Below are 25171 nucleotides of genomic sequence, written 5' to 3' on the forward strand. Positions count from 1 at the left end.
CGTGTTAACGTTAAGGCAGACCAGACATCCGCAAACAGAGCATTCCGATGACCAGTAAAAAAATTGAAACGGCGCTGATTGCCGCCGGACGCAGTAAACGTTTTACCCAAGGCTCAGTGAATAGCGTGATCCAGCGGGCCTCCTCGCTGGTGTTTGATAGCGTGGCTGAGAAAAAACGCTGTACCGCCGGCCGTGCCGATGGCGAGTTATTTTACGGCCGTCGCGGCACGCTGACCCACTTTTCCCTGCAGGACGCGATGACCGAACTGGAAGGCGGCGCGGGCTGTGCGCTCTATCCTTGCGGCGCGGCCGCGGTTGCCAACGCCATTCTGGCCTTTGTTTCTGCCGGTGATAACGTGCTTATGGCGGGCTCGGTCTATGAGCCGACGCAGGACTTCTGCACCAAAATCCTCAGCAAAATGAATGTCTCCACCACCTGGTTCGATCACTGCATCGGTGCGGAAATTGCCGAACGGGTGCAGCCAAATACCAAAGTGGTGTTCCTCGAATCTCCGGCCTCGATCACCATGGAAGTGCAGGATGTCCCGGCGATTGTCGCCGCCGTGCGCAGCAAAGCGCCGGATGCGGTGATCATGATCGACAATACCTGGGCCGCCGGCATTCTGTTCCGCGCGCTGGATTTTGGCGTCGATATTTCCATTCAGGCCGGCACCAAGTATCTGATTGGTCACTCCGACGCGATGATCGGCACCGCCGTTGCCAATGAACGTTGCTGGGCACAGCTGCGTGAAAACTCCTATCTGATGGGCCAGATGGTCGATGCCGATACCGCGTATATGGCCAGCCGGGGATTAAGAACGCTGGCCGTGCGCCTGCGTCAGCATGAAGAAAGCGCAATAAAGGTCGCCCACTGGCTGGCAGATCGGGCCGAAGTTTCCGTGGTCAATCACCCTGCTCTGCCACAATGTAAGGGACATGAATTCTGGCAGCGCGACTTTACCGGCAGCAGCGGCCTGTTCTCATTTGTGCTGAAAGCGCGTTTGACCGACAAGCAGCTGGCTGAGTATCTCGATCGCTTCGAACACTTCAGCATGGCCTATTCCTGGGGCGGCTACGAGTCGCTGATCCTCGCTAATCAGCCGGAAGAGCTGGCGGAAATCCGGCCGGCCGGCGGCGTGGATTTCACTGGCACGCTGGTGCGCCTGCATATTGGCCTGGAGAACGTTGACGACCTGATTGAAGACCTGGCTGCCGGATTTGCTCGTCTTTCCGCCTGTCCTGCCTGATAAAGCTAAACGGACGATTAACGGTGCGACATCCGCGCCCTTGATCAAAGTGTGGTGAGGGGATTAGCGCTACAATGGCAGCTTAACGCAGTAAACAGGAATTAAGATGGGTGTATTGCATGAGATTGTTCAGGCGCTGTGGCATCAGGATTTTGCTGCGCTGGCCAATCCGGACGTCATTTGGGTAGTTTATTGCATTATGTTCGCTACCCTATTTCTTGAAAATGGCCTGTTGCCCGCCTCGTTTTTGCCGGGCGACAGCCTGCTGTTACTGGCAGGCGCGATGATTGCCAAAGGGGTGATGGACTTTGTGCCTACGGTGGCGATCCTGACGCTGGCCGCCAGCCTCGGCTGCTGGCTAAGCTATTTACAGGGACGCTGGCTGGGCAATACGCGGCTGGTGAAAAGCTGGCTGATGCATCTGCCGGTGCAGTATCACCAGCGGGCGTGGAATCTGTTTCATCGCCACGGACTGACGGCTTTGATCGTTGGCCGTTTTCTGGGCTTTGTCCGCACCATTCTGCCGACCATGGCGGGGATTTCCGGCCTGAAAAACGGCCGCTTCCAGCTGTTTAACTGGCTGAGTGGTTTTCTCTGGGTGGCCATTTTGGTGTCGCTGGGCTTTGCCATCACCCAGGTGCCGTTTATCAAACGGCACGAAGATCAGGTGATGACCATTCTGATGGTGTTGCCGCTGGTGCTGCTTTGTGCCGGATTAATCGGCAGCGTGGTACTGCTGATCCGCCGTAAAAAATCGGCGTAAAAAAAGGCCGGTGCTCCGGCCTTTCTCTTATCCCGCCTGACGCATCCGCGTCGCTTCTTCGCCCGGCGTGACGCCAAAATAGCGCTTAAACTCGCGCGAAAACTGCGAAGCACTTTCATACCCTACCCGCATTGCCGCCGCGCTGGCCTTCAATCCTTCATGCAGCATCAGCATCCGCGCCTGATGCAGCCGGTAGCTCTTCAGATACTGCAACGGCGAGGTGCTGGTCACCGCTTTAAAGTTATGGTGAAACGCCGAGACGCTCATATTCACTTCTGCGGCCAGCAGGTCAACGCTGAGGTTATCGGTGTAATGGTGTTCGATGCGGCGCAATGCGCGGGCAATCTGGCTGAACTGGGTGTGGCGGCTGACCAGCGCCATCAGCGCCCCGCCGCACGGGCCAAGCAGCACATGATAGAGAATTTCCCTGACAATCTGCGGGCCCAGCACGCGGGCATCGCGCGGATTCGCCAGCACGTCCAGCAGCCGCTCGGCGGCACAGAGCATCTCTTCCGTCAGCGCGGAGGAGTGAATGCCCCGGGTTTGCGGTTCAGGATGGAAGCTGTCGTCATCGCCAATATCAATCAGCAAATCCTGCAGCTTGACCGGATCGACGTTCAGCAGGATCCCGGCCAGCGGCGCTTCCGGCGTGGCGAAAGTTTCACACTCGACCGACAGCGGCACGGTCAGCATCAGGTATTCCGTGGCATCGTAATGAAAAACATTATTGCCGAGGTAGCCGGTTTTCTGCCCCTGGAACAGGATCACAATCCCCGAAGAATAGAGCACCGGCGTCCGTCCGCTGGGCTTGTCGGCATAAATCAGGCGAACATCCGGCAACGAAGCCAGCGGCGAAGCGCCCGATGTCACCAGATGCACCACCTTCCTGGCAAGCTGAGTACAAAGCGTGTTGCGATCCATAGACGAGTTTTACTCTCAGAGAATTCCAAATAGCATCATGCCCAACGGCGCGGCTATTCTCAACTAGACTTAGAGTCACTCGCCGGCACAGAGGTGCCGGTTCATTCGCTGCAAAGGAGAAAACATGGCAGAGCAACCTGTAATTAAACTCCATGACGGCAACATGATGCCGCAGATTGGCCTTGGTGTCTGGCAGGCCAGCATTGAAGATACCCGCACCGCTGCAGTTAAGGCGTTGCAGGTCGGCTATCGCTCACTGGATACCGCCGCCATCTACAAAAACGAGGAAGGGATTGGGCAGGCGCTGCAAGAAACCGATATCCCGCGCGAAGATATCTTTGTCACCACCAAACTGTGGAATGACGATCAGCTGAACGCGCCGCAGGCGATGGAAACCAGCCTGAAAAAATTGCAGCTGGAGAGTGTCGATCTTTATCTGATGCACTGGCCGTGCCCGGCAAAAGACAACTACGTTGATGCCTGGAAAGCGATGATTGAGTTACAGAAACAGGGGCTGACGAAAAGTATCGGCGTCTGTAATTTCCAGGAAGCCCACCTGAAACGGCTGCTGGAAGAGACTGGCGTCAGCCCGGTGGTCAATCAGATTGAGCTGCATCCGATGCTGCAGCAGCGCACGCTGCACGCGTGGAATGCGATGCACCATATTCAGACCGAGTCCTGGAGTCCGTTAGCGCAGGGCGGTAAAGGCGTATTTGATCAGGAGATTATTAAAAACCTGGCGAAGAAATACGGCAAAACCCCGGCGCAGATCGTGATTCGCTGGCATCTGGATAGCGGCCTGGTGGTGATCCCGAAATCGGTCACGCCGTCGCGCATTGAAGAGAACTTTAAGGTGTTTGACTTCCGTCTGGAGAAACCTGAAATCAGCGAGATTGCCAAGCTGGATAAGGGTAACCGACTGGGGCCAAACCCGGATGAGCTGAACTAACTGTGCAAACGGGGCGAATTAATCGCCCCGTTTTTTTTGCCTGCCTGCCCGACTCTCGCCACCTAAATCGTTGGCTGTATCAGCATCTGACCCGCCGAGCCGCGGTCGGCCATTTCCAGCGTCTGGCTGTAATAGACGAACGGGAAATGTTCAGCTGAGGACTGCAGCAATGAGACAAATAACTCCACCGTGCCGTCGACCCAGACCGTATCTTTCCAGCCGCGATCTTCTGCCCAGGGCTGCGCGCCGTTGACGTTTTTAATCAGGAACTTCACGCCCTGAATATGGAATGACTGCGGCAGATCGGCATGGATAATCCAGCGCTCAAAGGTGCCCTGCTGCGCCTGCACGTCAATTCGCTCCATATCCCATAGCGCGCCATTGATGCCCGGCAATGAATCACCGAGGCTGAATTCACGCGTGCGGCTGACCGACCCTTCAATCACCTCATCGGCCAGCAGGCGCATTGGCAGGTTATCGGTGACCAGCGGTAACAGCCCGGTCGGACGCAGCGTCAGCACCAGCGTCGAGGTCAGAATGCTGGAGGGTTCGAACAGGCCGCGCAAGCGGTCAACGATACCGGCTGCGGTGCCCGCGGTGATCGACACTTCGTCGCCCTGGCTCATATCCACCAGTACTTCACGGCGTTCGCCCGGTGCCAGCGACAGCTGCTTGACCGCCACCGGCGCAGGCAGGAATCCCTGATCGCTGGAAATCACGTTGAACGGGCGGTTGTCGCTCATTAACAGCTGATAACAGCGGGAGTTGGAGGCGTTAAGCAAGCGCAAACGCACCCAGCCGCGCGAGACATCGACATACGGATTCTGCACGCCGTTAACCAGCAGCGTGTCGCCGACAAAGCCACCGCTGGACGGCGGGTCATACTGCGGTGAACCAAAGTTATCCAGGCGCTTATCCTGGATAATCAGCGGGAAATCATCGACGCCGTAATGATTGGGGATCGGCAGCGCTTTGCTGACCTCATCTTCAATCAGCCACAGACCGGCCAGCCCGTTATAAACGTGAGGTGCCATGCGGTTTGGCGTGTTAGCGTGATACCAGCAGGCGGTGGCTGCCTGGCGGATCGGCAATACCGGCGCCCAGTCCACACCCGGTGACATCAGTCGTGGTGCGCCGCCCGCCAGTGCGCCAGGCACCTGCAGACCGCTGATGGTCATCGAGACGGGTTCATTCAGTCGGTTGCTGTAGATCAGCTTGACATCATCGCCGCTCCACACCCGCACCGTCGGCCCGAGGTAGAGGCCGTTAACGCCCCACACCTGAGCCTTATTGCCATCGCCGGTGAAGGACCAGTGGCTGCGTTGTAAGGTCAGGAAAATGGGCTGCCCACGGCGCGATTCCACCAGCGGCGGGACCGGCAATGCGGTGCCCGGCCCGGCGGCGAACGCATTAACAGGTAACGAGCCCGCGCACAGCGCGATACCCGAAGCCTGAATAAACTGACGTCGACTGAAAGACATAAAAACTCCGTAAACCAAAACGCAGTCCTTATGCCGGACTGCTATCCATCTTTTATGATTCTGGTCTTTGCTGTGTGAGGGTAAGCCAGCCCGCAGGCTGGCTGAAATTATCTTTTATCGGCGGCTTCGCGCGCGGCCACTTCTGCGTTCAACTCGTCAAGTTTCGCCATCATCAGTTCACGGCAGTGTGTCGCCAGCTTGCGCACCGACTGGTCGGCAAAGGCAGCCGTATCTACCGGTGGCAGCATTTCGATAATCACATGGCCGTTGTTCAGGCGGTTAAGCTTAATTTTATCGTGGGTGTTCGACACCACAATCGGGATGATCGGCACACCGGCGGCCATTGCCGCGTGAAACGCGCCGGTTTTAAACGGCAGCAGGCCACGACCACGGCTGCGGGTGCCTTCCGGGAACATCCAGAACGAGATTTTTTTCTTCTTGAACTGATCGACCAGCTCGCCAATGGTGCCGTGCGCCTTGGAGCGGTTATCACGGTCAATCAGCAGGTTACCGGTCAGCCAGTACAGCAGGCCAAAAAAGGGCACCCACAACAGCGTTTTCTTACCGACGGTCACCGTCGTTGGCTGCACAATCTTCGCCGCGGTGATCATATCGTAGTTATTTTGATGGTTGGCAATATAGATGGCGTTAGGGTAATTATCGGCGCCTTCTGGACGGCGGAGTTCGACTTTCAGGCCAAATACCGTCGAAAGTTTGCCAAAAAGATGGCCAAACGTGGCGACGTGACGCGGGTTTCTCGGGCTGAATAAGCACCAGATGCAGCCAAAGACACACACCAGGATTGAGTAAATCACCACGACAATAAAACGTAAAATTGAGAGCATCACATCCTCGTTATTGCTTTCAGACTCCCTTGAGTCGGCAGACGGTAACCTGACCTGTTACCGGGGCGAACGCCCTGCCTTCGGGGTACGGATAAAGTATATCCTGAAATCTTGAAATTGACTGCATTTCACCGGGTTAGCCAGGCTTTCGCCTGGCCAGCACGCAGTATACAGGGACCGTTACTCTTCGCTGTCAGCAACCGGTGCTCTGACCGGACCGTCAACTTCCACCCGATCGATACGCTGCAATCCACGTGGCAACAGCGTACCGCGACGCCCGCGCTCTGCGCGGAACTTCTGCAGATCGTCAGGCTTCAGCGTCAGCTTGCGTTTACCGACGTGCAGCGTCACCGAGGTTTGTGGTGTCAGCAGCAGCAGCCAGGCCAGATTATCTTCACCGGACGCCGCCTGCGCGGAAGGAATGGAGATAATTTTGTTGCCCTTGCCTTTCGACAGCTGCGGCAGATCGCCCACCGGGAACAGCAGCATCCGGCCCGCAGAGGTGATCGCTAACAGCAGATCGTCATCATGATGGATAGCCAGTGGCGTCATCACTTTGGCATTCTGCGGCAGCGTGAGCAGCGCTTTACCGGCGCGGTTACGGGAAACCAGATCGCTGAAGGTACAGACGAAGCCGTAGCCCGCGTTTGAGGCCATCAGCAGTTTCTGATCGTCGGCCTCCATCAGCACCTGCTCCATCACCGCGCCCGGCGGTGGCGTCAGCTTGCCGGTTAACGGCTCGCCCTGGCCACGCGCCGACGGCAGCGTAATCGGATCCAGCGCATAGCTGCGCCCGGTGGAGTCGACAAACACCACCGGCTGATTGCTCTTGCCACGGGCGGCGGCGCGATAGCTGTCACCGGCTTTGTAGCTCAGGCCACCCGGATCGATATCATGCCCTTTGGCGCTGCGTACCCAGCCAGACTGCGACAGCACAATGGTCACCGGCTCTGACGGCACCAGTTCGCTTTCGCTGATGGCTTTGGCTTCTTCACGCTCACGCAGCGGTGAACGGCGATCGTCGCCATACAGGTCGCTGTCTGCCTGCAACTCTTTCTTCAGCAGGGTATTCATTTTGCGTTCGGACGCCAGAATGCCCTGCAGCTGATCGCGCTCTTTCGCCAGCTCATCCTGCTCGCCGCGAATTTTCATCTCTTCCAGCTTGGCGAGATGACGTAATTTCAGTTCGAGGATCGCTTCAGCCTGCGTTTCGCTGATCTCAAAGCGCGACATCAGGACCGGCTTGGGTTCGTCCTCGGTACGAATGATGTGGATCACTTCGTCGATGTTGAGGAACGCCACCAGCAAACCTTCGAGGATATGCAGACGACGCAGCACTTTATCCAGACGGTGCTGCAAGCGGCGGCGCACGGTATCACGACGGTAGATCAGCCACTCGCTGAGGATCTCCAGCAGGTTTTTCACCGCCGGACGGTTGTTCAGGCCGATCATGTTCAGGTTGATGCGGTAGCTTTTTTCCAGATCGGTGGTGGCAAACAGGTGGTTCATCACCTGGTCCATATCCACCCGATTGGAGCGCGGCACAATCACCAGCCGCGTCGGGTTCTCGTGGTTGGATTCATCACGCAGATCCTCGACCATTGGCAGCTTTTTATTGCGCATCTGGGCAGCAATCTGCTCCAGCACGCGGGCACCGGAGACCTGATGCGGCAGCGCGGTGATCACCACGTCGCCATCTTCACGTTTCCACACCGCGCGCATGCGCACCGAGCCACGACCGCTCTGGTAAATTTTACGAATTTCGTTACGCGGCGTAATGATTTCGGCTTCGGTCGGATAGTCCGGCCCCTGCACGATATCCAGCAGCTCGTCGAGAGTGGTTTTTGGTGCGTCGATCAGCGCGATCGCCGCCTTCGCCACTTCGCGCAGGTTATGCGGAGGAATATCCGTTGCCATGCCCACCGCAATCCCGGTGGTGCCGTTCAGCAGGATATTCGGCAGCCGCGCAGGCAGCATTTTCGGCTCCTGCATGGTGCCGTCGAAGTTCGGGACATAGTCGACGGTGCCCTGTCCCAGCTCGCCCAGCAGCACTTCGGCATATTTCGACAGGCGGGATTCGGTGTAACGCATCGCGGCGAAGGACTTCGGATCGTCCGGCGCACCCCAGTTTCCCTGACCATCCACCAGCGGATAGCGGTAAGAGAACGGCTGCGCCATCAGCACCATCGCTTCATAACAGGCGCTGTCGCCGTGCGGATGGTATTTACCCAGCACGTCACCCACGGTACGGGCCGACTTTTTGAACTTGGCGCTGTTGTTCAGCCCCAGCTCTGACATCGCATAGACAATGCGGCGCTGTACGGGCTTCAGCCCGTCGCCAATATAGGGCAGCGCACGGTCCATGATGACGTACATGGAATAGTTGAGGTAGGCCTCTTCCGTAAACTTATGCAGGGCACGACGCTCTGCACCATCCTGCGTCAGGTCACTCATTACTCTTGATTCCTCACATCGCGGCGCTGTTGGCGCGCCACATCGGGGTCGTTTGGCGTGGATAGTACCTTATCCAGGCGGGGTCTGTCACAGGTAACCGTGGGGGCAAAGCGGATTCAGGCGGGGAAAGATTGCCCCGCCATCAGGTTTATTTTTTAACGGCCAGCCACTGGCTGACAACCTGCTGATATTCGCCGGTGGCATTGCTCAAATGCAGCCACTGATCGACATACAGTTTCCAGCTCAGATCGTCACGCGGCAGCATGTAGGCTTTCTCGCCGTACTGCATCGGCTGCTCAGGATTGATGGCGCAGAGTTTGGGATAGTGTTTCTGCTGGAACATCGCTTCCGAGGCATCGGTGATCATCACGTCGGCTTTTTTATCCACTAACTGCTGGAATATGGTGACGTTGTCGTGGAACAGCGTCAGGTTAGCCTGCGGCAGGTAAGCGTGGACAAACGCCTCGTTGGTGCCACCCGCCGGTTCGATCAGCCGCACCGACGGCTTATTCAGCTGTTCAATGGTGCGGTACTTCTTCTTATCGGCACAGCGCACCAGCGGGATCTTGCCATCGGTACCCAGCGGGGTAGCAAACCAGGCGGTTTGCTGGCGTTTCAGGGTGACCGACACGCCGCCCAGGGCAATATCGCACTGCTTGGCGATAAAGTCTGGCGTTAAGGTTTTCCAGGTTGTGGGCACCCACTTCACTTCCGCGCCGAGATTTTTGGCCAGTGACTGCGCCATCGCGATATCAATACCTTCATATTGCCCGTCAGCGCGCAGGAAGGTGTACGGCTTGTAATCGCCGGTGGTGCAAACGGTCAGGACTTTGCTTTGCAGCACGCGGTCCAGATGTGACTGAGCACTGGCGCCGCCTGCAACCAGCAGTAACGCGGCAACCCCGCTTTTAATGCGTATTTTTTTTATCATTGTTGTCTGTCTCATGGTAACTGTGCCGAAATCCTACCTTGTGAAGCGCCATTATTGCTCAAAAAGCAAAAGTGTTGTGATCAAACACACATTTTTCTCTGCGGCTCTCGCGCGTAGACTGGCCGTAATGTCATGAACTGGAGAACAAAGAGCATGAGCAAGATTTTAATTATTGATGCAGGAAAAGCCTTCGCCCATTCAAAAGGCGAACTGAACCACACGATGACCGAAGTGGCCGCCACCTTTTTACGCGATGCCGGCCATCAGGTCGACGTCACCGTGGTTGACGACGGCTATGTGATTACCGATGAAGTGCAGAAATATCTTGATGCGGATACCGTGATTTACCAGATGCCCGGTTGGTGGATGGGCGAGCCGTGGATCCTGAAGAAATACATTGATGAAGTCTTCACCGAAGGCCACGGTTCACTGTACGCCAGCGATGGCCGTACCCGCTCAGACGCGGCAAAAAAATACGGCTCCGGCGGGCTGATTCAGGGCACCAAATATATGCTGTCCCTGACCTGGAATGCGCCGCTGCAGGCCTTTACCGATCCCGAGCAGTTCTTCGAAGGCGTCGGCGTCGATGGCCTGTACCTGCACTTCCATAAGGCGAATCAGTTCCTCGGTATGGAAGGTTTACCGACCTTTATTTGTAACGATGTGATTAAACAGCCGGACATTGCCGCAGATATTGCGCGCTATCGGACTCATCTGAGCGAAATCTTTGCTTAACTAGTCAGACGACAATCTCACTAAGGAATAACTATGCTCACCGTGATCGCTGAAATTTGCGTAAAGCCAGGCCGCCGTACGGCCGTGTTACAGGCTATTGAGAACGTAACGCCAACGGTGTTGGAGGAAGCGGGCTGCGGAAGCTATCAGGCGCTGACTGACTATAAAGCGCAGGTTCCCTGGAAGCAGCATTCGCCCGATTCCATCTTTATGGTCGAGCACTGGGATTCTCTGCGCCATCTGGAGCAGCATCAGCAGGCTGCCCATATGGAACAGCACCGCACCAACATCAAAGCCGATGTGGTGGATGTGAAGATTTTCGTGCTGGAAGCGGCTAAGTAACCTGCCTTAAATACTTCGCCCGGATGAGCAGGCCTCTCCGGGCGATTTTTTTTAACCCTGTCGGTATTCGCTGTATTTTCGCTGCGTGGCAATATGGTCAGCGATATACTTCGCGTCGTGCCAGACACCCCAAATAAACGTCGAGCCCCGGCGCGATAACCACGGTAATCCTAAGAAATAGACCCCCGCTTCACTGGATACACCACGTTGGTGTTTCGGCTTATTCTTTTCATCAAAGGCATCCACCTGCAGCCAGCTGTAATCCGTGGTATAGCCGGTCGCCCAGATAATTGAGGTAATTCCCGCCTCTTCAAGATCCAGCTGTAATATAGGATGGGTCACGCATTCAGGGTTTTCCAGGAACTGTCGCGCTTGCGGCTCTTCCGGCAGATCCAGACCGTTACGGACAACATAGGCGTCCGCCGCATCCAGCAGCGAGAGATAGTTTTCATCACCACGGGAAATATTCTCTGCCAGATCGGGCTGGAAGGTCACCTTGCCATTGCGGAACGCTTTTGTCAGGCCCACCAACGTGACGCCCTGATGCGCCAGTGCGCGGAAATCAACGGTATGACCGCCGCGTGCGCCGCTCACGGCAATGGTCACATGCTCTTTGCCTGGCTGGCTGGCGGAGGCGTCCCACAAGCCCAGCACGCCCAACCACCAGCAGAAATCGCGGTTACGGTAAGCACGCGGCGGACGGTCATGTGCCCCCACGGAAAGGTACACCGCTTTGCCTGCGCGCTGCAGCTCGTCCGCGATCTGCACACCGGACGATCCCGCGCCGACCACCAGCACCGCGCCTTCAGGCAGCTGCTGCGGGTTGTAATAGGCCGCAGAATGGATCTGATGCACGCTGTCATCATTTGGCGCGATCGCCGGGATCACCGGACGCTGGAATGGCCCGGTGGCGGCAACAATATGCCGCGCTTCAATGATCCCTTCCGACGTTTCCACCGTGAAGCCCGCGCGTCCGACGTTGCGTTCAACGCGTTTCACTTCAACGCCGGTACGGATTGGCGCGTTAAATTTCTCGGCATAGGCCGCAAAATAGTCGGCAACGCCCTCTTTCGGCACGAAGCCGTCGGCATCAATACCGGGAAATTCCATGCCGGGGAAACGATCGTGCCAGGCAGGACCATTGGCAACCAGCGAGTCCCAGCGTCCGCTGCGCCAGGCTTCGGCAATGCGTTTTTTTTCCAATACCAGATGGGCAATGCCCAATTTAGTCAGATGTTCGCTCATGGCAACACCGGCTTGCCCGGCGCCAATAACCAGGGTATCTGTCACGGTTTTTTCAACCATCATCACTGCATCCTTAAAGTAGTTTTCTGTTGCGGACGGATTACGCCGGGAGTAACAGACTTTGCTGAACATCCCAACCCAGCGAAACCCGATCGCCAATTCGGTTGCCGGACAGGCCATTGCTGCGCACCACGAACCGTGCGCCCTCAGCCAGCGCCACCACCAGACGGGTTTCTGAGCCGGCATAAATACGCTCACAGATTTCGCCGTGCAGCTGGCCGCTGCCGGCCTGCAAAATACGTAAATGTTCTGGGCGGATCACCAGCGAAGCGTTGCCCTGTTTGGTCGGGGATTCCGGCAGCGCGAATGAGCCCTGTTTGGTCACCAGCTGGCCGCCCTGAATATCCCCTTGCAAAATATTGGAGAGGCCAATAAATCCGGCCACAAAGGTCGACTGCGGGCGTTCATAGATGCCTTCTGGCGTGTCGATCTGCACGATCCGCCCTTCATTCATCAGACAGATGCGATCTGAAAGCGCCAGCGCCTCTTCCTGATCGTGGGTGACAAAGATGATCGTGGCGCCTGACTCACGGTGGATCCGGCGGATCTCCATCTGCATAGTTTCACGCAGTTGGCGATCGAGCGCGCCCAGCGGTTCATCCATCAGGATGATCCCCGGCTGGTATACCAGGCAGCGTGCCAGGGCGACACGTTGCTGCTGACCGCCAGACAGGGCCCGCGGAAAACGCTGCGCCGCATGGCCCAGCTCAACCATTTCCAGCGCGGCTTTGACCTTGCGGGCCACTTCCGCCGCCGGCAGTTGCCGCATCCGCAGCGGAAACCCGACGTTTTCTTCAATGGTCAGATGTGGAAAGAGCGCATAGTTCTGGAACACCACGCCGATATCGCGTTTGTGAACCGGCGTCCAGGTTTCATCTTTTCCGTCGATCAATAACCGGCCCGAGGTCGGTTCGGTCAGACCACTGATGATCTGCAATAAGGTGGTTTTACCGGAGCCGGAGGAGCCAAGCAGGGTTAACAGCTCCCCTTTGTTTACCGTTAAATCCAGATCCTGCAATACCTTGGTTTGCCCGTAGTATTTGGCGATCTGTTCCACTTTCAACTTAACAGAGGACATGCTTATTCTCCTTGCAGCGCATCGGCTTTACGACGCGAGCGTTCAGCAATAATGAACAACAGCGTAACCACGGACAGGATAATCACCGAGGCGGCAGCCAGCGTTGGCGTAACGGACAGCAGCACGTCATCCCACATCTGTTTAGGCAGCGTCTGCTTCACGCCGCCGCCGACAAACAGGGCAACCGTCAGCTCTTCAAACGAGTTGAGGAAACCAAAGATAAACGCCGCCACCAGGCTGCTTTTGATTAACGGTAGGGTGATTTCCCGCAGCGTTCGCCAGCGGCTGGCACCCAGCGTGCCCGCTGCCTGATCCAGCCGCCAGTCATAGCCTTTGAAGGTGGTGAGGATAATGATAAACACCACCGGAATGGCCATCACCGTATGCCCCAGAATGATGCCAAGGTCAGACCCAATCAGCCCCAGGGTGGCAAATAGATAGAACAGGGAAACGGCGGTCACAATGTTGGGAATGATCATTGGCAGCAGGAAGGTCATCACCACCAGGCTGCCCGATTTACCCTGATGTTTTGCCAGGCCAAAGGCCGCGGCACCTGAAATCAGCACCGAGAAGATGCCGGTGACCAGCGCGATGCCAAAGGAACGTATCGTGGCCCCGGTCCAGATGGGTGATTCCAGATAGGTTTCCATCCAGCGCAACGAATAACCCGGCGGTGGAAATTGCAGGAAGCTGGAGCTGCTGAAGGCCATCGGCAGGAAGGACACCACCGGTGAAACCAGCACCAGCATCACCAGGATACTGAACAGTGGCAGCAGCCAGCCGAAGCCGGGACGCCCAGGGATCACCGCCAGCCCTGTGGCCAGCCCGTCACATACCCGCGCCAGCACAGCGGTAATCGCATAGCCCACCCGTCGGATCAGCTTGCCGCTGGCATGGCTTTCGCCACCTGAAATCGCCGACATGCCGAACAGCTTGTCATAGCAAAAACAGACAATCAGCGTGGTCACCAGAAGCATCATCGCCACCGCACCGGCCAGTCGCCAGTTGAGCAGTTGTTGCACCTGGGTGATCAGCAGCTGGCCAATCACCGAATCCTGCGGGCTGCCGAGTAATGCCGGCGTAATAAAGAACCCCAGTGAACCGATAAAGATCAGCAAACAGGCCGCGACCACCCCAGGCATGGAAAGCGGGAAAAAGATCCGCCAGAAGCTTTGCGCCTTTGACGCCCCGAGCGTGTGCCCGGCCTTCATCAACCCGTTATCAATGCCGGTCATGGTCGGCAGCATGGTGATGATCGCCAGCGGCAACATGCTGTGCGCCATGGCAAATACCACCACGCCGCGGGTATAGAGCACATTCAGCGGCTGATCGGCACCCAGCGACAGCAGGATTTCCGAGAGAATGCCACGGCGGGAAAGCAGCACCAGCCACGCAAAGTTTTTCAACAGGGCGCTGGTCCAGAATGGCAGTAAAATCAGCCACATTAAGCGACGCCGGACGGTTTCCGTGCGCTGTGAAAGCCAGTACGCTACCGGGTAGCCAATAACCAGGCAGACCACGGTGGTTTGCAGCGCGATGGTGAAGGTATTCAGCATCACCTTCACGTAGATCCCGGCCCCAAACATCTGGCTCCAGACCGCAAGTGAGAATCCGCCGTCGCCATCCTGAAAGCTGAGTAACATCAGTTTCAGCGTCGGCCAGGCGAGGAACAGGGCCAAAAAGAGTAGTCCTGGCGCCGTCAGCCACAGGGGATGCCAGCGTCGGGATTGACCAGGTGGCGATTTTTTCACGCCAGATGTTGCGAGTTCTGCCAAAGACTTGTCCTCCAACAGGTTGGGTGGCGCGATTGCGCCACCGCCTGAATTAACTCATTACCCACTTCTCAAAACGCTCGGTCAGCGCCACCTGATTGTCGCCCCAATAGTCCGCGCTCATCTCCGCCAGGCCCTGGATATGATCCGGCGCGGTCGGCAGCAATGCCGCCTTCTTATTGTCGATAAAGTCGTAGGCTTTAATATTGGTCGGTCCGCAGGCCAGGTCGTTGGTGTACATCGACTGGCGTTTGGCATCCATACAGAACTGAATGAACTTGCGGGCGGCGTCGAGCTTCGGGCTGCCATGCGGAATGGTGAAGCCATCAATGTTGTACAGTCCCTGGCCCCAACCGATTGACGCTGGCGTACCGGCATCAATCGCCGTTTGCGCGCGGGTGCTCCAGATACTCATCAAATCCAGCTCGCCGCTTTGCAACATTTGCGTAGCCTGCGCCCCGCTGGTCCACCAGACGTCGATGCTGCTGCGGATTTTATCCAGGCTGCGGAACGCGCGATCCACATCCAACGGATAGAGTTTTTTCGGATCAACGCCGTCCGCCATCAACGCCAGCTCAAGGGTGCAGACCGGGCTGCGCCACAGTCCACGACGGCCCTTGAATTTGGCGGTGTCCCAGAAATCCGTCCAGTTGGTGGGTGCCGCTTTACCGGCAAAGCTGTCGGTACGGTAGCCGAGTGCCAGCGCATAGATGCTGACGCCACCGAACTGCGGGGTGATCGAGCCTTTAACGTAGTTTTCCGGGTCCGGCACCTGAATATGCAGATCTTCCAGATAGGGTTTCGGCATCTTGTTCAGACGCACCAAATGCTCCGGATTGAGCAACGCCACGTCGAACAGATAGTTTTTGGTATCGACCATCATCTGGAACTGAGGAACCGGATCCGGCCCCAGGACGGTATTAATAATTTTGATGCCGGTGGCTTCTTCAAACGGCTTATAGAAGGCTTTGCCGAAGCCCGCGCCATACGGGCCGCCCACATCCGCCACCGTCAGGGTGGTGACTTCCGCCGCGCGTGCCGGACGGCTGATAATCATCGGCGCAACGGCGGCGGTGACCGCCGCTCCCATGCCGAGTTTGAGTGCATCACGACGCGAATACCCTTTGTTCTCTTTCATTCTGATTCCCCTGCTGCATAGCAAAATGGTGTGAATGGCCGACCCAAAAGCCGCTGTTTTTTTACTGTGTTTCTCGTTCGATGATGGCCCGATTGACCGTAACGATCAGTTGTTCAATATCGGCCTCCGCAAAGCGCTGACGGAACCGGCGATCAAAGGTGGTGAAAATGCTGAAGAACGAGTTTTTGCAGTGCTCAAGCATGCGGTCAGCATCGGGCGCGCTGACGGAGAGTTGGGCCTGCAGGAATCGGGTGAAGGCTTCACGGGCGACCGGGTTTTCCAGCACAAATATCGGCTGGGTATCGCGCGAAATCAGGCGGTAACGCGCCACGTCGCTGAGGCATTTCACCTCAGCCTGCAACGGGAATTCGCGGGAGTTTGGCCCAACGCTCAGCGTTATCTGCCCCTCTTCCAGGATCCACTGCTGACGGCCGGTATCGTAGTAACGCAGGTCATCGGCGGAGACGGCCAGCGTGATGCGGCGCGCTTCACCTGGCTGAAGGTCGACCTTACTGAATGCCCGCAATTCCTGCACCGCACGGGCGCGCTTCGAGGTGTCGTAATGGCTGTAAAGTTGACAGATTTCTTTGCCGGCGCGTGTGCTGGTGTTTTTCAGCGTGAAGCTGACGTTGACGGTGTCATCCTCGCGTAAGCTCTGCACATCCAGCGCGATGTCGCTGTAGGTAAACTGGCTGTAGCTCAGGCCGAAACCAAACGGGAACAGCGGTTCCACTTTACGGATGTCATACCAGCGATAGCCGACAAAGATGCCTTCGCTGTAATAATGACGGCCGTTTTCGCCAGGGTAGCTGTGCCAGCCCGGGATATAGTCAATACGCTGCGGGAAGGTAACGGTCAGCTTGCCGCACGGGTTTACCGCACCAAACAGCACGTCGGCCACGCCGCCGCCCATCGCCTGACCGGCATAGAAGGTTTCAACCACGGCACTCACCCGGTCCAGCCACGGCATTACCACGGCATCCGGGTTCGCCAGCACCACGATCACCCGATCGTTGACCGCCGCCAGCGCGCTAATCAATGCATCGTGACCGTGCTGCAAGCCGAGCGTGCGGCGGTCGGAACCTTCGCCGTCATAACCGTCTTCGCTGTTAACAAACACCACGACATAGTCGGCTGACTGTGCAGCCGTGCAGGCCTCAGCGCGTAATGCCTGCTCATCAGTGAACTCGTCACCGGCTCCCTGACACCAGTTCACAGCAATGGTGTCGCCGCAATAACGGAGGATTTCGTCGTAAGGGATATCGACGCGAGTCGGGGTGGTGGTGGCGCAACCGGAACCCTGAATAACCGGTTTTTTCGCACCTTCACCGACAATCAGCAGCTGGCGGCAGCGTGTGGCTTCCAGCGGCAGCGTCTGATTTTCGTTTTTCAGCAGGACAATTGATTCGGCCACCATCTTACGGGCCAGCGCATGATGCGCATCGACATCAACCTGCGTCTCAGGACGTTCTGCGGATTTGGCCCGGTGCACCAGGCTCAGGATCCGCTCCGCGCTGCGCTCGGCCTCTTCACGCGGCACCTCACCGGATTTGATCGCGTTGATCAGACTGGCCTTGCGCGTCTCGCTTTCTGGCATATCCAGATCGTTACCCGCCAGTAACGACGCCGGACGATCTTTGATGCCGTGCCAGTCCGCGACCACGACGCCTTCAAAGCCCCATTCAGACCGCAGCACATCGTTCAGCAACCAGCTATTTTCGGCAGTATGTACGCCATTCAGGCGGTTATAGGAACTCATTACCGTCCACGGCTGCGACTGCTTAACCGCACGTTCAAAGCCGCGCAGATAGATTTCACGCAGCGCACGTTCCTCGACAATTGAGTCCATGCTGGTACGCTCAACTTCGGAGTTATTACAGGCAAAATGCTTCAGCGACGCGCCAACGCCGCGCTGCTGTAACCCGTTGATCACCCCGGTAGCAATTTCTCCGCTGATCAACGGATCTTCGGAATAGTATTCATAGCTGCGGCCACCCAGCGGCGTGCGGCGGATGTTAATCCCTGGCCCCAGCAGCAGGTTTACGCCAAGCCGCTGGCACTCTTTGCCGAGCGCATCGCCCAGCGTTGCCGCCAGCTCAACGTCCCAGCTACAGGCAAAGCTGGAGCCATTCGGGAAGCAGGTGGCAGGCCGCATGGTGCCCCAGGCCACCTCCACATCTTTTGCGCGCTGGTTGACCACGTTCAGGAAGGCTTCAAAGTCCTGGCCGCCCTTCTCGTCCTGCTCAATTTGCTGGATTGAGTAGCGCACACCGTAGGTGCCGTCGGTCATGATCATATGCGGGATGCCGAGCCGGACGTTGGCTTCGGTCTTCCACATGCCATGTCCGCTGAGAATGTCGCCCAGCTCTTCGGGCGTCATCGCTTTCGCCAGAGATAAAAATTCCCCTTGCTGAATGAATGCAGTGCTCATGCCTTAATATTCCTGTCATGGAGGCGTGGCTGACGACGCCACAGAATTCGCTGGCATTCACTATGTACTGAGGCGAAACAAGGAGGAAAGTAGTAATTTGTTTGCCACTAAACTTAAAAAAACTAGGTCAGTATTTATTCTGCATAAAAAAACTATTTATCCGCTGAATTCGGTTCAGACGGGCAGAAATAAACGCTCACTGCCCTAAAATGGCGCTAATTAATCGACGCTGATGCAGCCGTTGCACGAAATAAGAGCAGGCAGGCCGGTGAATAATAAATAATCCTTCGCCAACCTCTTTTTTTCTGTGGCACAAATATTGCTTTGATGAGTCTGCCTCGCTTTTTTGTTTTCAAAGAAAGCGCTGACATAACTAAATACTCATCAGAGAGAACACCTGCACATGGCTCATTTCACCCTCAAACAGCTCAAATATTTTATAACCGTGGTGGAACATCGCAGTATTGCCGAGGCGTCGCGCCATCTGCACATTGCCCAACCGTCCATTTCAACGGCGATTAAAAGTCTGGAGGAGAGTTTCGAACAGCAATTATTTATCCGTCATCATGCGCAAGGGGTGTCGCTAACGCCGAGTGGACGTCGCTTCTATGAAAAGGCCGCTGAGTTAATGAGAATGTCCCGGCAGTTTGAGCAGAATGCCCGTGCAGACAATGACCTGGTCGCGGGAACGCTGTCGGTCGGCTGTTTTGAAACCGCGGCACCGCTGTATATGCCCAAGCTGATCGCCGGTTTTAAGAAGCTTTATCCCAATATCGAAGTGCAGATTTACGATGGCGAGCAGCATGAGCTGACCGACGGTCTGCATCGTGGGCGCTTTGATATGGCCATTCTGTATCGTCATGAACTGGACAGCAGCATCCATGCCGAGCAGCTGAAAGCCCCGCAAAAACCCTATGCGCTGTTGCCTGCCGATCATCCGCTGGCCTTACGCAGCAGCGTGAGCCTGGAAGAGCTGAGCCATGAGCCGATGATCCTGCTGGACGTGGTGCCAAGCCGGAACTATTTCCTCGATATCTTTAAGCAGAAAGGCCTGTCGCCAAACGTGGCGTTCAGCTCACCGTCGATTGAAATGGTGCGTTGTATGGTCGGTCAGGGCTTTGGTTTTTCGCTGCTGGTGACCCGGCCATTCCCGGACTTTACCTATGATGGCAAGCGCGTGAAGCGCGTGACCATCCGCGATGAGATGGAAGGATCGTGCCTGGTGATGGCGCACTTACGCCACGCAGAACCGACACGCCCGACGCAACTGTTTATGGAATATTGTCGCGCGCAGGAGCTGACGCCAGAACATCTCAGCGCAGCCGAGCTGCTCTCGCAGTCCGTGGCGTAAATTATTCCCGCATCGACTGGCACAGCCGCTGCAGGAAGCGGTCGCACTCTGCCAGCTGGTCGAGGCGAATAAACTCATCGGCCTTGTGTCCCTGGGCCATATCACCCGGCCCACAAACTACCGTCGGGATCCCCATCTGCTGGAACAGCCCGCCTTCGGTGCCAAACGCCACGGTACACAGGCTATCCGGCGGCGGCAGAAGGTGCAGAACCGCCGCCAGCGCGTCGCTGCTCTCGCTCTGTAAACCGGGATAATGGCTGAGCGGACTGAAGGTGATGCGACAGTCTGGCGAGACCCGCTGCATTTCCGGCAACAGATGCTGTTGGCACTCGCTTTCGATTTCATCCACCAGCGACTGCGCATCAACGCCAGGCAGCGTGCGGATCTCAAAATCGAACTGGCAGTGTGCCGGCACAATATTCAACACCTCACCGCCCCGGATCACCCCGGTTTGCAGGGTTGAAAACGGCGGATCGAAGGCCAGGTTTTGCTGTGTTTTTAACTTTTCCGCCAGCGCCATGAGCTGCTGAATAATTCGCACCGCGTACTCGATAGCATTCACTCCCTGCGGCGTATAGGCGGAATGACCCGCCAGGCCAGTCACCTCACAGCGCAACGCGATTTTGCCTTTATGCCCAAGGATCGGCCGCATGTTGGTCGGCTCACCGACGATGCAGGCTGCCGGCAGTACCGGCACCCTGGCCAGATGCGCCAGAAGGGCCGGCACACCTTTGCAGCCCACCTCTTCATCATGGCTGAATGCCAGCCACACCGGCAGACGCAACGGCTGAGCAACCAGCTGCGGGACCAGCGCTAATACCGCAGCCAGCCAACTCTTCATGTCGGCCGTGCCGCGACCGTACAGACAGCCATCGGCTTCACGCAGCTGGAAAGGATCGCTTTGCCACTGCTGCCCGTCCACCGGCACCACATCGGTATGCCCGGAGAGCACGATGCCAGCGCGTTCCTGCGGACCAATCACCGCCAGCAGATTAGCTTTTTCCCCGCTGGCATCGGTCAAAAGCTGGCTGCTGACGCCATAGCCGGACAGGTAATCCTGCACCCAGACCATCAGCGCCAGATTGCTGTTGCGGCTGACGGTATCAAAGGCGATCAGCTTCGCCAGCAGCTCGCGGGTGGTCAGATTATTCATCGCCCGGCACGCCGTAACTGGGTGCAGCAGCAGGATTGATCGCGCGCGTCAGATAGGCTTCACTTTGCGGCTGCCACAGCTGCCAGATCCGTGCCAGCTCGCCAATGGCATCCTCTTCAAACCAGTCCACCCGCAGATCGGTCAGCGGCCAGCTTTCACTGCTGACCACCTTCATGCCCGCCGAATAGATCGGCCCGGCTTCGCCACCGGTCTTCAGCCCGGCCTGCAAGGAGGCAATCAGGCGATCGCCCAGCGACTGGCGCGGATCGGCACAAAACTGGCGGACCATCGCCTCAATCACCTCGCGATCTGCCAGCATATTGCCAGCGGCCACACAGTTCAGCCCCTGCCGGTGATGATTGATGCCCAGCGTTTTCTGGCCAGAAAAAACCGCGCTGTCACCCCTGCCGTCCAGCACCGTCACCTGCCGCCAGTCGGCGTAAGGTTCGGCATCCATCACCGCTTTCAACGCCACGTCGGCCGTTTCCCCCTGCGCCAGCCGGGCAAGAATTCTCGGCCCCAGGGCCGGTAAGGTAATGTTCTGGCTGGACACCGCGCCCACGCCGCTCATCACCCACGGGCAGCGTGCGGCAACGGCCAGGCTGGATGAGCTGAGTGCAATACCATACTGCCCGCTGCGCGGGCAAAAACCGGCGATGGAAAAGGTCATGTTATGCCTCCGGGATCACGGCGATGACATCAATTTCCACCAGCCACTGCGGCTGGGCCAGTGCTGAAACCACCAGACCGGTAGAGATTGGGAAAACGCCCTTCAGCCACTCGCCCACCACCAGATATACCGGCTCACGGTAGCGCGGATCGACAATGTAGGTCGTGGTTTTGACGATATGGCTGAGATCGCTGCCCGCTTCTTCCAGCAGCTGTTTGATATTTTTCATTGCCTGTCCGGCTTGTAGGCCGGCATCACCGAGCCCAACCAGATTGCCATCGAAATCCGTCCCGACCTGCCCGCGCACATACACCGTATTGCCGGCACGCACCGCCTGACAAAGATCGTTATTCAGCGCCTGATTAGGATAGGTGTCTTTCGTGTTAAACATGCGGATACGGGTATGGGTTGGTTGACTCATGGTCGGTTCCTTCAGTAGCCAATAATGAACCGAGCCAGCAGCATCGCGCGAAAATTTTCGCGCATTGGACCGGCTCAGAATATCCGTCCATTCTTGGTGATTGCCGGAGAGAAAATAAATAAGGATTTTTATCTTCCGGCAATAACTAAAAACTGGCCTCTCGCAGACGCGTTTTTTTAATGCCAAAGGATAAAAAAATACGCATTTATTTTTGACGCTGGCCGTGAACATACTTAAAGCTAGTTAATTAAGGAGCTGGCTATGTCCGCCACTGTTAAAGAAGTGCCGCTTATTACCCGGGAAGCCTTTATTAGCGCGATGGAAAGCTGTGTCACCGGCGTGCACATTGTGGCCACTGACGGGCCAGCCGGCAGAGAGGGAGCAACTCTCAGCGGTATGACGGCCATTTCAACCGAGCCAGGGCTGTTGATGATCTGCCTTAACCGCACCAGTTCACTGTGCAGCGCCATAGAAGAAAATCGTGGTTTCAGTGTTAATGTACTGGCCGAAGGGCAAAAAATGGCCGCACACGCGTTTTCAACATTTGCGCAGGGTGAGCCGCAATTTGCCGACTCCCACTGGACCATCAGTCCGGAGGGAACGCCGCTGCTGCAGGGCGCCATTGCCAGTTTCGATTGCCGGTTGCATCAGCAGTGGGCGGTGAATGATAAGGTGTTACTGGTTGGCGAAGTCAGCGCAGTGTATCGCCATTATGGCGTGCCGCTGGCACGACAGGCGCGCCAGTATGTGCTGATCCAACGCGATCAATACTGACATTTGCGGATCGATGTTTTCCTGAAAGACGGCAAAATTTCGGCATAGCGGAATCACAGAGTGAGGAACGATGAGAACCATCATTTTTGATACTGACATTGGCGTAGATGACGCCTTTGCGCTGGCTTACGCTGCCAAAACGCAGACCATTCTCGGCATTACCACCGTCTTCGGTAATGTGCCGGTCGATCAGGCAGTGAAAAATGCAAGGCTGTTTTCACAGCAGATTGGGCTGGATGTGCCGATCTTCCGTGGCTGCTCCCGACCACTTGCCCTTTCGCCGATGGTCAACAGTACTACCGTGCACGGCGGAGATGGCCTGGGCGATGTGCTGACAAATCCCTTTGACGGCCAGGCCGACAATGCCATCAGCTTTATCATCGACAGCGTGAAAGCCCATCCGGGAGAGATCACACTGGTGGCTATCGGTCCGTTGACCAACATTGCGACCGCGATCAATCTGGCGCCAGAGATTATTCCTCTGGTCAAAGAACTGGTGATTATGGGCGGTGCTTTTGGCACCAACGGGCACGCCGGAAACGTAACGCCGCACAGCGAATTCAATATCTGGAAGGATCCGCATGCTGCCGATCAGGTTTTCGCCTCAGCATTGCCGCTGGTGATCCTGCCGCTGGATGTGACGCATGAAGTGCTGATCACCGGCGAGGAGATCCGCGCGCTGAACGTACCGGTGCTGACCAGCATCTCCAAAGGCTATCTGAAATACAGCCTTGAGCGCGAAGGGTTTGAAGGTATGGCATTGCATGACACGCTGACCCTGTCCTGGCTCAGTCACCCCGAGCTGTTTACCACGGTCAATGCCCCGATCAGAGTGGTCACAGAAGGGATCACCCTTGGGCAGACGGTGCGGAAAACCACGGAGCTGGCCTCACGGTTTAACCCGTATCAGCACTGCCGCGCGCAGACCCTGTGTCTGGAAGTGGACGCCGAAAAGGTGAAACAGGCTTTTCTCAGCTGTTTACGGCAGTCGGCGCAGCGTTGAGGTCGACGGCTTCGGTTTACAGCAAAGGCTTGCTGGCGATCTGCTCGCTAAGAAAATCCAGGAAGCAGCTGATGCGCACCGATAAGGTGGTGTTGCGGTAGTAGACCGCGTGGATCGGGTGATGCATCTCGCGCGTCAGGTCATCCAGCACGGTAACCAGCCTGCCGCTGGCGCGATCCTCGCGACTGAGAAAATCAGAGATGCGCACGATCCCCTGCCCGTAAACCGCCAGCTGCCTGAGCGTTTCCCCACTGGATGCCGACATCGTCGGTTTGATTTGCAGCGGCTCTCCTTCACTCTTCCACACCGGCCAGACGTTATGACGATCTAACTGGCTGAAGCCCAGCAAACGGTGATCGTCCAGATCCTCCACGCGGGTTGGCACGCCATATTTCGCCAGATAGTCCGGGCTGGCCACCAGCCGCAACCGGCTGCTGCCTAATGCCCTGGCATGAATACTGGAATCCCTGAGTTCACCAATCCGGATGGCGATATCGGTCTGCTGCTCCAGCAGATCGATCACCAGATCGTCGGTATTCAGTTCAAGCTGGATCAATGGATAGCGCGCGGTGAATTCGTCCAGTAACGGCACGATCACATGCAGCATAAACGGCGTGGCGGCATTCACCCGCAAGCGGCCAGAAGGGATTTCACGACGCTGAGCAATCTGCTCCTCGGCGGTTTCGACCGAACGCAGGATCTCCCGCGCGTGCTCCAGAAATATCTGGCCCTCTTCGGTCAGGGCGATGCGTCGGGTGGTACGGTGCAATAAGGTGGTCTGCAGCTTCTTTTCCAGCCTGCTCAACGCACGGCTGATGCCGGAAGTGGTCTGGCTCAGCTGCTCGGCGGCAGCGGTGATCGAACCGGTATCGACAACCACGACCCAGGCCCGCAGTTCTTCAAGCGTGATTTTCAAGGATGGCCTTAGCGAAAGTGAGCACCGGCTGAGTATATCCCAGAAACTGCGAAGGCATAAAAAAAGGAGCCTCGAGGGCTCCTTTTGCAGGAGCAGAGATTACTTGCTCAACTGCGCCTGCGCGTCTTTTAACTCTTCGTTAGCGCTGTCCAGTTTCTTCTGCTGTTTGGCAATTTTCTTGCTGTTGCCGCTGGCCTGCGCTTCACGCAGATCGGCTTCGCGCTCGGCGACTTTGGCCTGCTTTTCGCTGACCCTCTGTTGGCGATCGGCCAGCAGACCTTCATTAGTGCAGTGCTGATCGATCTCTTTCAGCGCTTTTTCCAGGCCCGCTTTCTGTGAACTGTTGCCATGGGCATCGGCATACTTAATTTGTTCGACAACCTCTGCGCGTTTAGCGGAGCAGCCGGTTGCCGGTTCCGCGGCCTGGGCTGAACCCAACACCATCAGCAGCGAAGTCAGTAGAATGATTTTTTTCATGGTTTAGCCTTCCT

23 protein-coding genes are annotated in these 25171 nt (G+C 56.9%); 8 read left to right on the forward strand and 15 right to left on the reverse strand.

Annotated features, from left to right (window positions below; genetic code table 11):
* The first annotated feature begins 47 nt into the window (after window positions 1-47).
* Together metC and EBC_RS20840 are read left to right on the forward strand one after the other, a co-directional pair.
* Window positions 48-1247 (forward strand): cystathionine beta-lyase, encoded by a 1200-nt coding sequence (metC, locus tag EBC_RS20835; RefSeq protein ID WP_013203840.1) that lies wholly within the window; start codon window positions 48-50, stop codon window positions 1245-1247.
* A 106-nt stretch (window positions 1248-1353) separates the two neighbouring features.
* Complete coding sequence (locus tag EBC_RS20840) at window positions 1354-2010, forward strand: DedA family protein (protein WP_013203841.1); 657 nt, start codon at window positions 1354-1356, stop codon at window positions 2008-2010.
* A gap of 27 nt (window positions 2011-2037) precedes the next feature.
* On the opposite strand, the gene EBC_RS20845 is transcribed toward EBC_RS20840, so the two are convergent.
* Window positions 2038-2931, reverse strand: coding sequence for an AraC family transcriptional regulator (locus EBC_RS20845; protein ID WP_013203842.1), 894 nt, complete (start codon window positions 2929-2931; stop codon window positions 2038-2040).
* Window positions 2932-3055: 124 nt separating this feature from the next.
* Between EBC_RS20845 and dkgA the strand changes: the two genes are divergently transcribed.
* On the forward strand, window positions 3056-3880 hold the full coding sequence (dkgA, locus tag EBC_RS20850) for a 2,5-didehydrogluconate reductase DkgA (protein ID WP_013203843.1): 825 nt from the start codon (window positions 3056-3058) through the stop codon (window positions 3878-3880).
* A 62-nt stretch (window positions 3881-3942) separates the two neighbouring features.
* Here the strand turns inward: dkgA and ftsP are convergent, their stop codons facing one another.
* The 4 genes from ftsP to EBC_RS20870 all read right to left on the reverse strand — a co-directional run bounded on the left by ftsP (window position 3943) and on the right by EBC_RS20870 (window position 9591).
* The gene (gene ftsP / locus EBC_RS20855) at window positions 3943-5361 is read right to left on the reverse strand and encodes a cell division protein FtsP (protein ID WP_013203844.1); all 1419 of its coding nucleotides are present in this window, start codon (window positions 5359-5361) and stop codon (window positions 3943-3945) included.
* Window positions 5362-5468: 107 nt separating this feature from the next.
* Window positions 5469-6206: a 1-acylglycerol-3-phosphate O-acyltransferase gene (locus EBC_RS20860; protein ID WP_013203845.1), complete on the reverse strand. Its 738-nt coding sequence runs from the start codon at window positions 6204-6206 to the stop codon at window positions 5469-5471.
* 180 nt (window positions 6207-6386) lie between these two features.
* The gene (parC, locus tag EBC_RS20865) at window positions 6387-8660 is read right to left on the reverse strand and encodes a DNA topoisomerase IV subunit A (RefSeq protein WP_013203846.1); all 2274 of its coding nucleotides are present in this window, start codon (window positions 8658-8660) and stop codon (window positions 6387-6389) included.
* A gap of 148 nt (window positions 8661-8808) precedes the next feature.
* Window positions 8809-9591, reverse strand: a complete 783-nt coding sequence (locus EBC_RS20870; RefSeq protein WP_013203847.1) for a transporter substrate-binding domain-containing protein — start codon at window positions 9589-9591, stop codon at window positions 8809-8811.
* 153 nt (window positions 9592-9744) lie between these two features.
* Here EBC_RS20870 and EBC_RS20875 point away from each other — a divergent pair, with 153 nt between their 5' ends.
* A complete protein-coding gene (locus EBC_RS20875) occupies window positions 9745-10326 on the forward strand; it encodes an NAD(P)H-dependent oxidoreductase (RefSeq protein WP_013203848.1) in 582 nt (193 codons plus the stop codon).
* Window positions 10327-10359: 33 nt separating this feature from the next.
* Window positions 10360-10668 (forward strand): putative quinol monooxygenase, encoded by a 309-nt coding sequence (locus EBC_RS20880; protein WP_013203849.1) that lies wholly within the window; start codon window positions 10360-10362, stop codon window positions 10666-10668.
* A 51-nt stretch (window positions 10669-10719) separates the two neighbouring features.
* Here the strand turns inward: EBC_RS20880 and EBC_RS20885 are convergent, their stop codons facing one another.
* The 5 genes from EBC_RS20885 to EBC_RS20905 all read right to left on the reverse strand — a co-directional run bounded on the left by EBC_RS20885 (window position 10720) and on the right by EBC_RS20905 (window position 18392).
* Entirely contained in the window at window positions 10720-11976 is a 1257-nt protein-coding gene (locus tag EBC_RS20885) for a flavin-containing monooxygenase (protein WP_013203850.1), read from the reverse strand.
* Between the two features lie 37 nt (window positions 11977-12013).
* Window positions 12014-13051, reverse strand: coding sequence for an ABC transporter ATP-binding protein (locus EBC_RS20890; protein WP_013203851.1), 1038 nt, complete (start codon window positions 13049-13051; stop codon window positions 12014-12016).
* 2 nt (window positions 13052-13053) lie between these two features.
* The gene (locus EBC_RS20895; protein ID WP_041692128.1) at window positions 13054-14826 is read right to left on the reverse strand and encodes an ABC transporter permease subunit; all 1773 of its coding nucleotides are present in this window, start codon (window positions 14824-14826) and stop codon (window positions 13054-13056) included.
* 49 nt (window positions 14827-14875) lie between these two features.
* Window positions 14876-15961, reverse strand: a complete 1086-nt coding sequence (locus EBC_RS20900; RefSeq protein WP_013203853.1) for an ABC transporter substrate-binding protein — start codon at window positions 15959-15961, stop codon at window positions 14876-14878.
* A 61-nt stretch (window positions 15962-16022) separates the two neighbouring features.
* Window positions 16023-18392 (reverse strand): glycoside hydrolase family 3 C-terminal domain-containing protein, encoded by a 2370-nt coding sequence (locus tag EBC_RS20905; RefSeq protein ID WP_013203854.1) that lies wholly within the window; start codon window positions 18390-18392, stop codon window positions 16023-16025.
* A 403-nt stretch (window positions 18393-18795) separates the two neighbouring features.
* Between EBC_RS20905 and EBC_RS20910 the strand changes: the two genes are divergently transcribed.
* Window positions 18796-19743 (forward strand): LysR family transcriptional regulator, encoded by a 948-nt coding sequence (locus tag EBC_RS20910; RefSeq protein WP_013203856.1) that lies wholly within the window; start codon window positions 18796-18798, stop codon window positions 19741-19743.
* A gap of 1 nt (window position 19744) precedes the next feature.
* Here EBC_RS20910 and argE read toward each other — a convergent pair whose 3' ends face one another.
* Genes argE through EBC_RS20925 form a run of 3 tightly spaced genes read right to left on the reverse strand, consistent with a single transcriptional unit; the run spans window position 19745 to window position 21987 of the window.
* Window positions 19745-20896, reverse strand: a complete 1152-nt coding sequence (argE, locus tag EBC_RS20915) for an acetylornithine deacetylase (RefSeq protein WP_013203857.1) — start codon at window positions 20894-20896, stop codon at window positions 19745-19747.
* Entirely contained in the window at window positions 20889-21566 is a 678-nt protein-coding gene (locus EBC_RS20920) for a DUF1028 domain-containing protein (RefSeq protein ID WP_013203858.1), read from the reverse strand. Before EBC_RS20920 ends, argE begins: the two co-directional genes overlap by 8 nt.
* A 1-nt stretch (window position 21567) precedes the next feature.
* Window positions 21568-21987, reverse strand: a complete 420-nt coding sequence (locus tag EBC_RS20925) for a RidA family protein (RefSeq protein WP_013203859.1) — start codon at window positions 21985-21987, stop codon at window positions 21568-21570.
* A gap of 261 nt (window positions 21988-22248) precedes the next feature.
* Here EBC_RS20925 and EBC_RS20930 point away from each other — a divergent pair, with 261 nt between their 5' ends.
* Together EBC_RS20930 and EBC_RS20935 are read left to right on the forward strand one after the other, a co-directional pair.
* Window positions 22249-22761 carry a flavin reductase family protein gene (locus EBC_RS20930; RefSeq protein ID WP_013203861.1) on the forward strand — a complete coding sequence of 171 codons (513 nt, stop codon included), beginning with the start codon at window positions 22249-22251 and terminating at the stop codon, window positions 22759-22761.
* 70 nt (window positions 22762-22831) lie between these two features.
* The gene (locus EBC_RS20935; RefSeq protein WP_013203862.1) at window positions 22832-23764 is read left to right on the forward strand and encodes a nucleoside hydrolase; all 933 of its coding nucleotides are present in this window, start codon (window positions 22832-22834) and stop codon (window positions 23762-23764) included.
* A 16-nt stretch (window positions 23765-23780) separates the two neighbouring features.
* Here EBC_RS20935 and EBC_RS20940 read toward each other — a convergent pair whose 3' ends face one another.
* Together EBC_RS20940 and EBC_RS20945 are read right to left on the reverse strand one after the other, a co-directional pair.
* Window positions 23781-24680 carry a LysR family transcriptional regulator gene (locus tag EBC_RS20940; RefSeq protein ID WP_013203863.1) on the reverse strand — a complete coding sequence of 300 codons (900 nt, stop codon included), beginning with the start codon at window positions 24678-24680 and terminating at the stop codon, window positions 23781-23783.
* 99 nt (window positions 24681-24779) lie between these two features.
* A complete protein-coding gene (locus tag EBC_RS20945; protein ID WP_013203864.1) occupies window positions 24780-25157 on the reverse strand; it encodes a DUF1090 domain-containing protein in 378 nt (125 codons plus the stop codon).
* Window positions 25158-25171 lie beyond the last annotated feature (14 nt).

This window comes from Erwinia billingiae Eb661 (genome assembly GCF_000196615.1).
GTDB classification, from domain to species: Bacteria; Pseudomonadota; Gammaproteobacteria; order Enterobacterales; family Enterobacteriaceae; genus Erwinia; species Erwinia billingiae.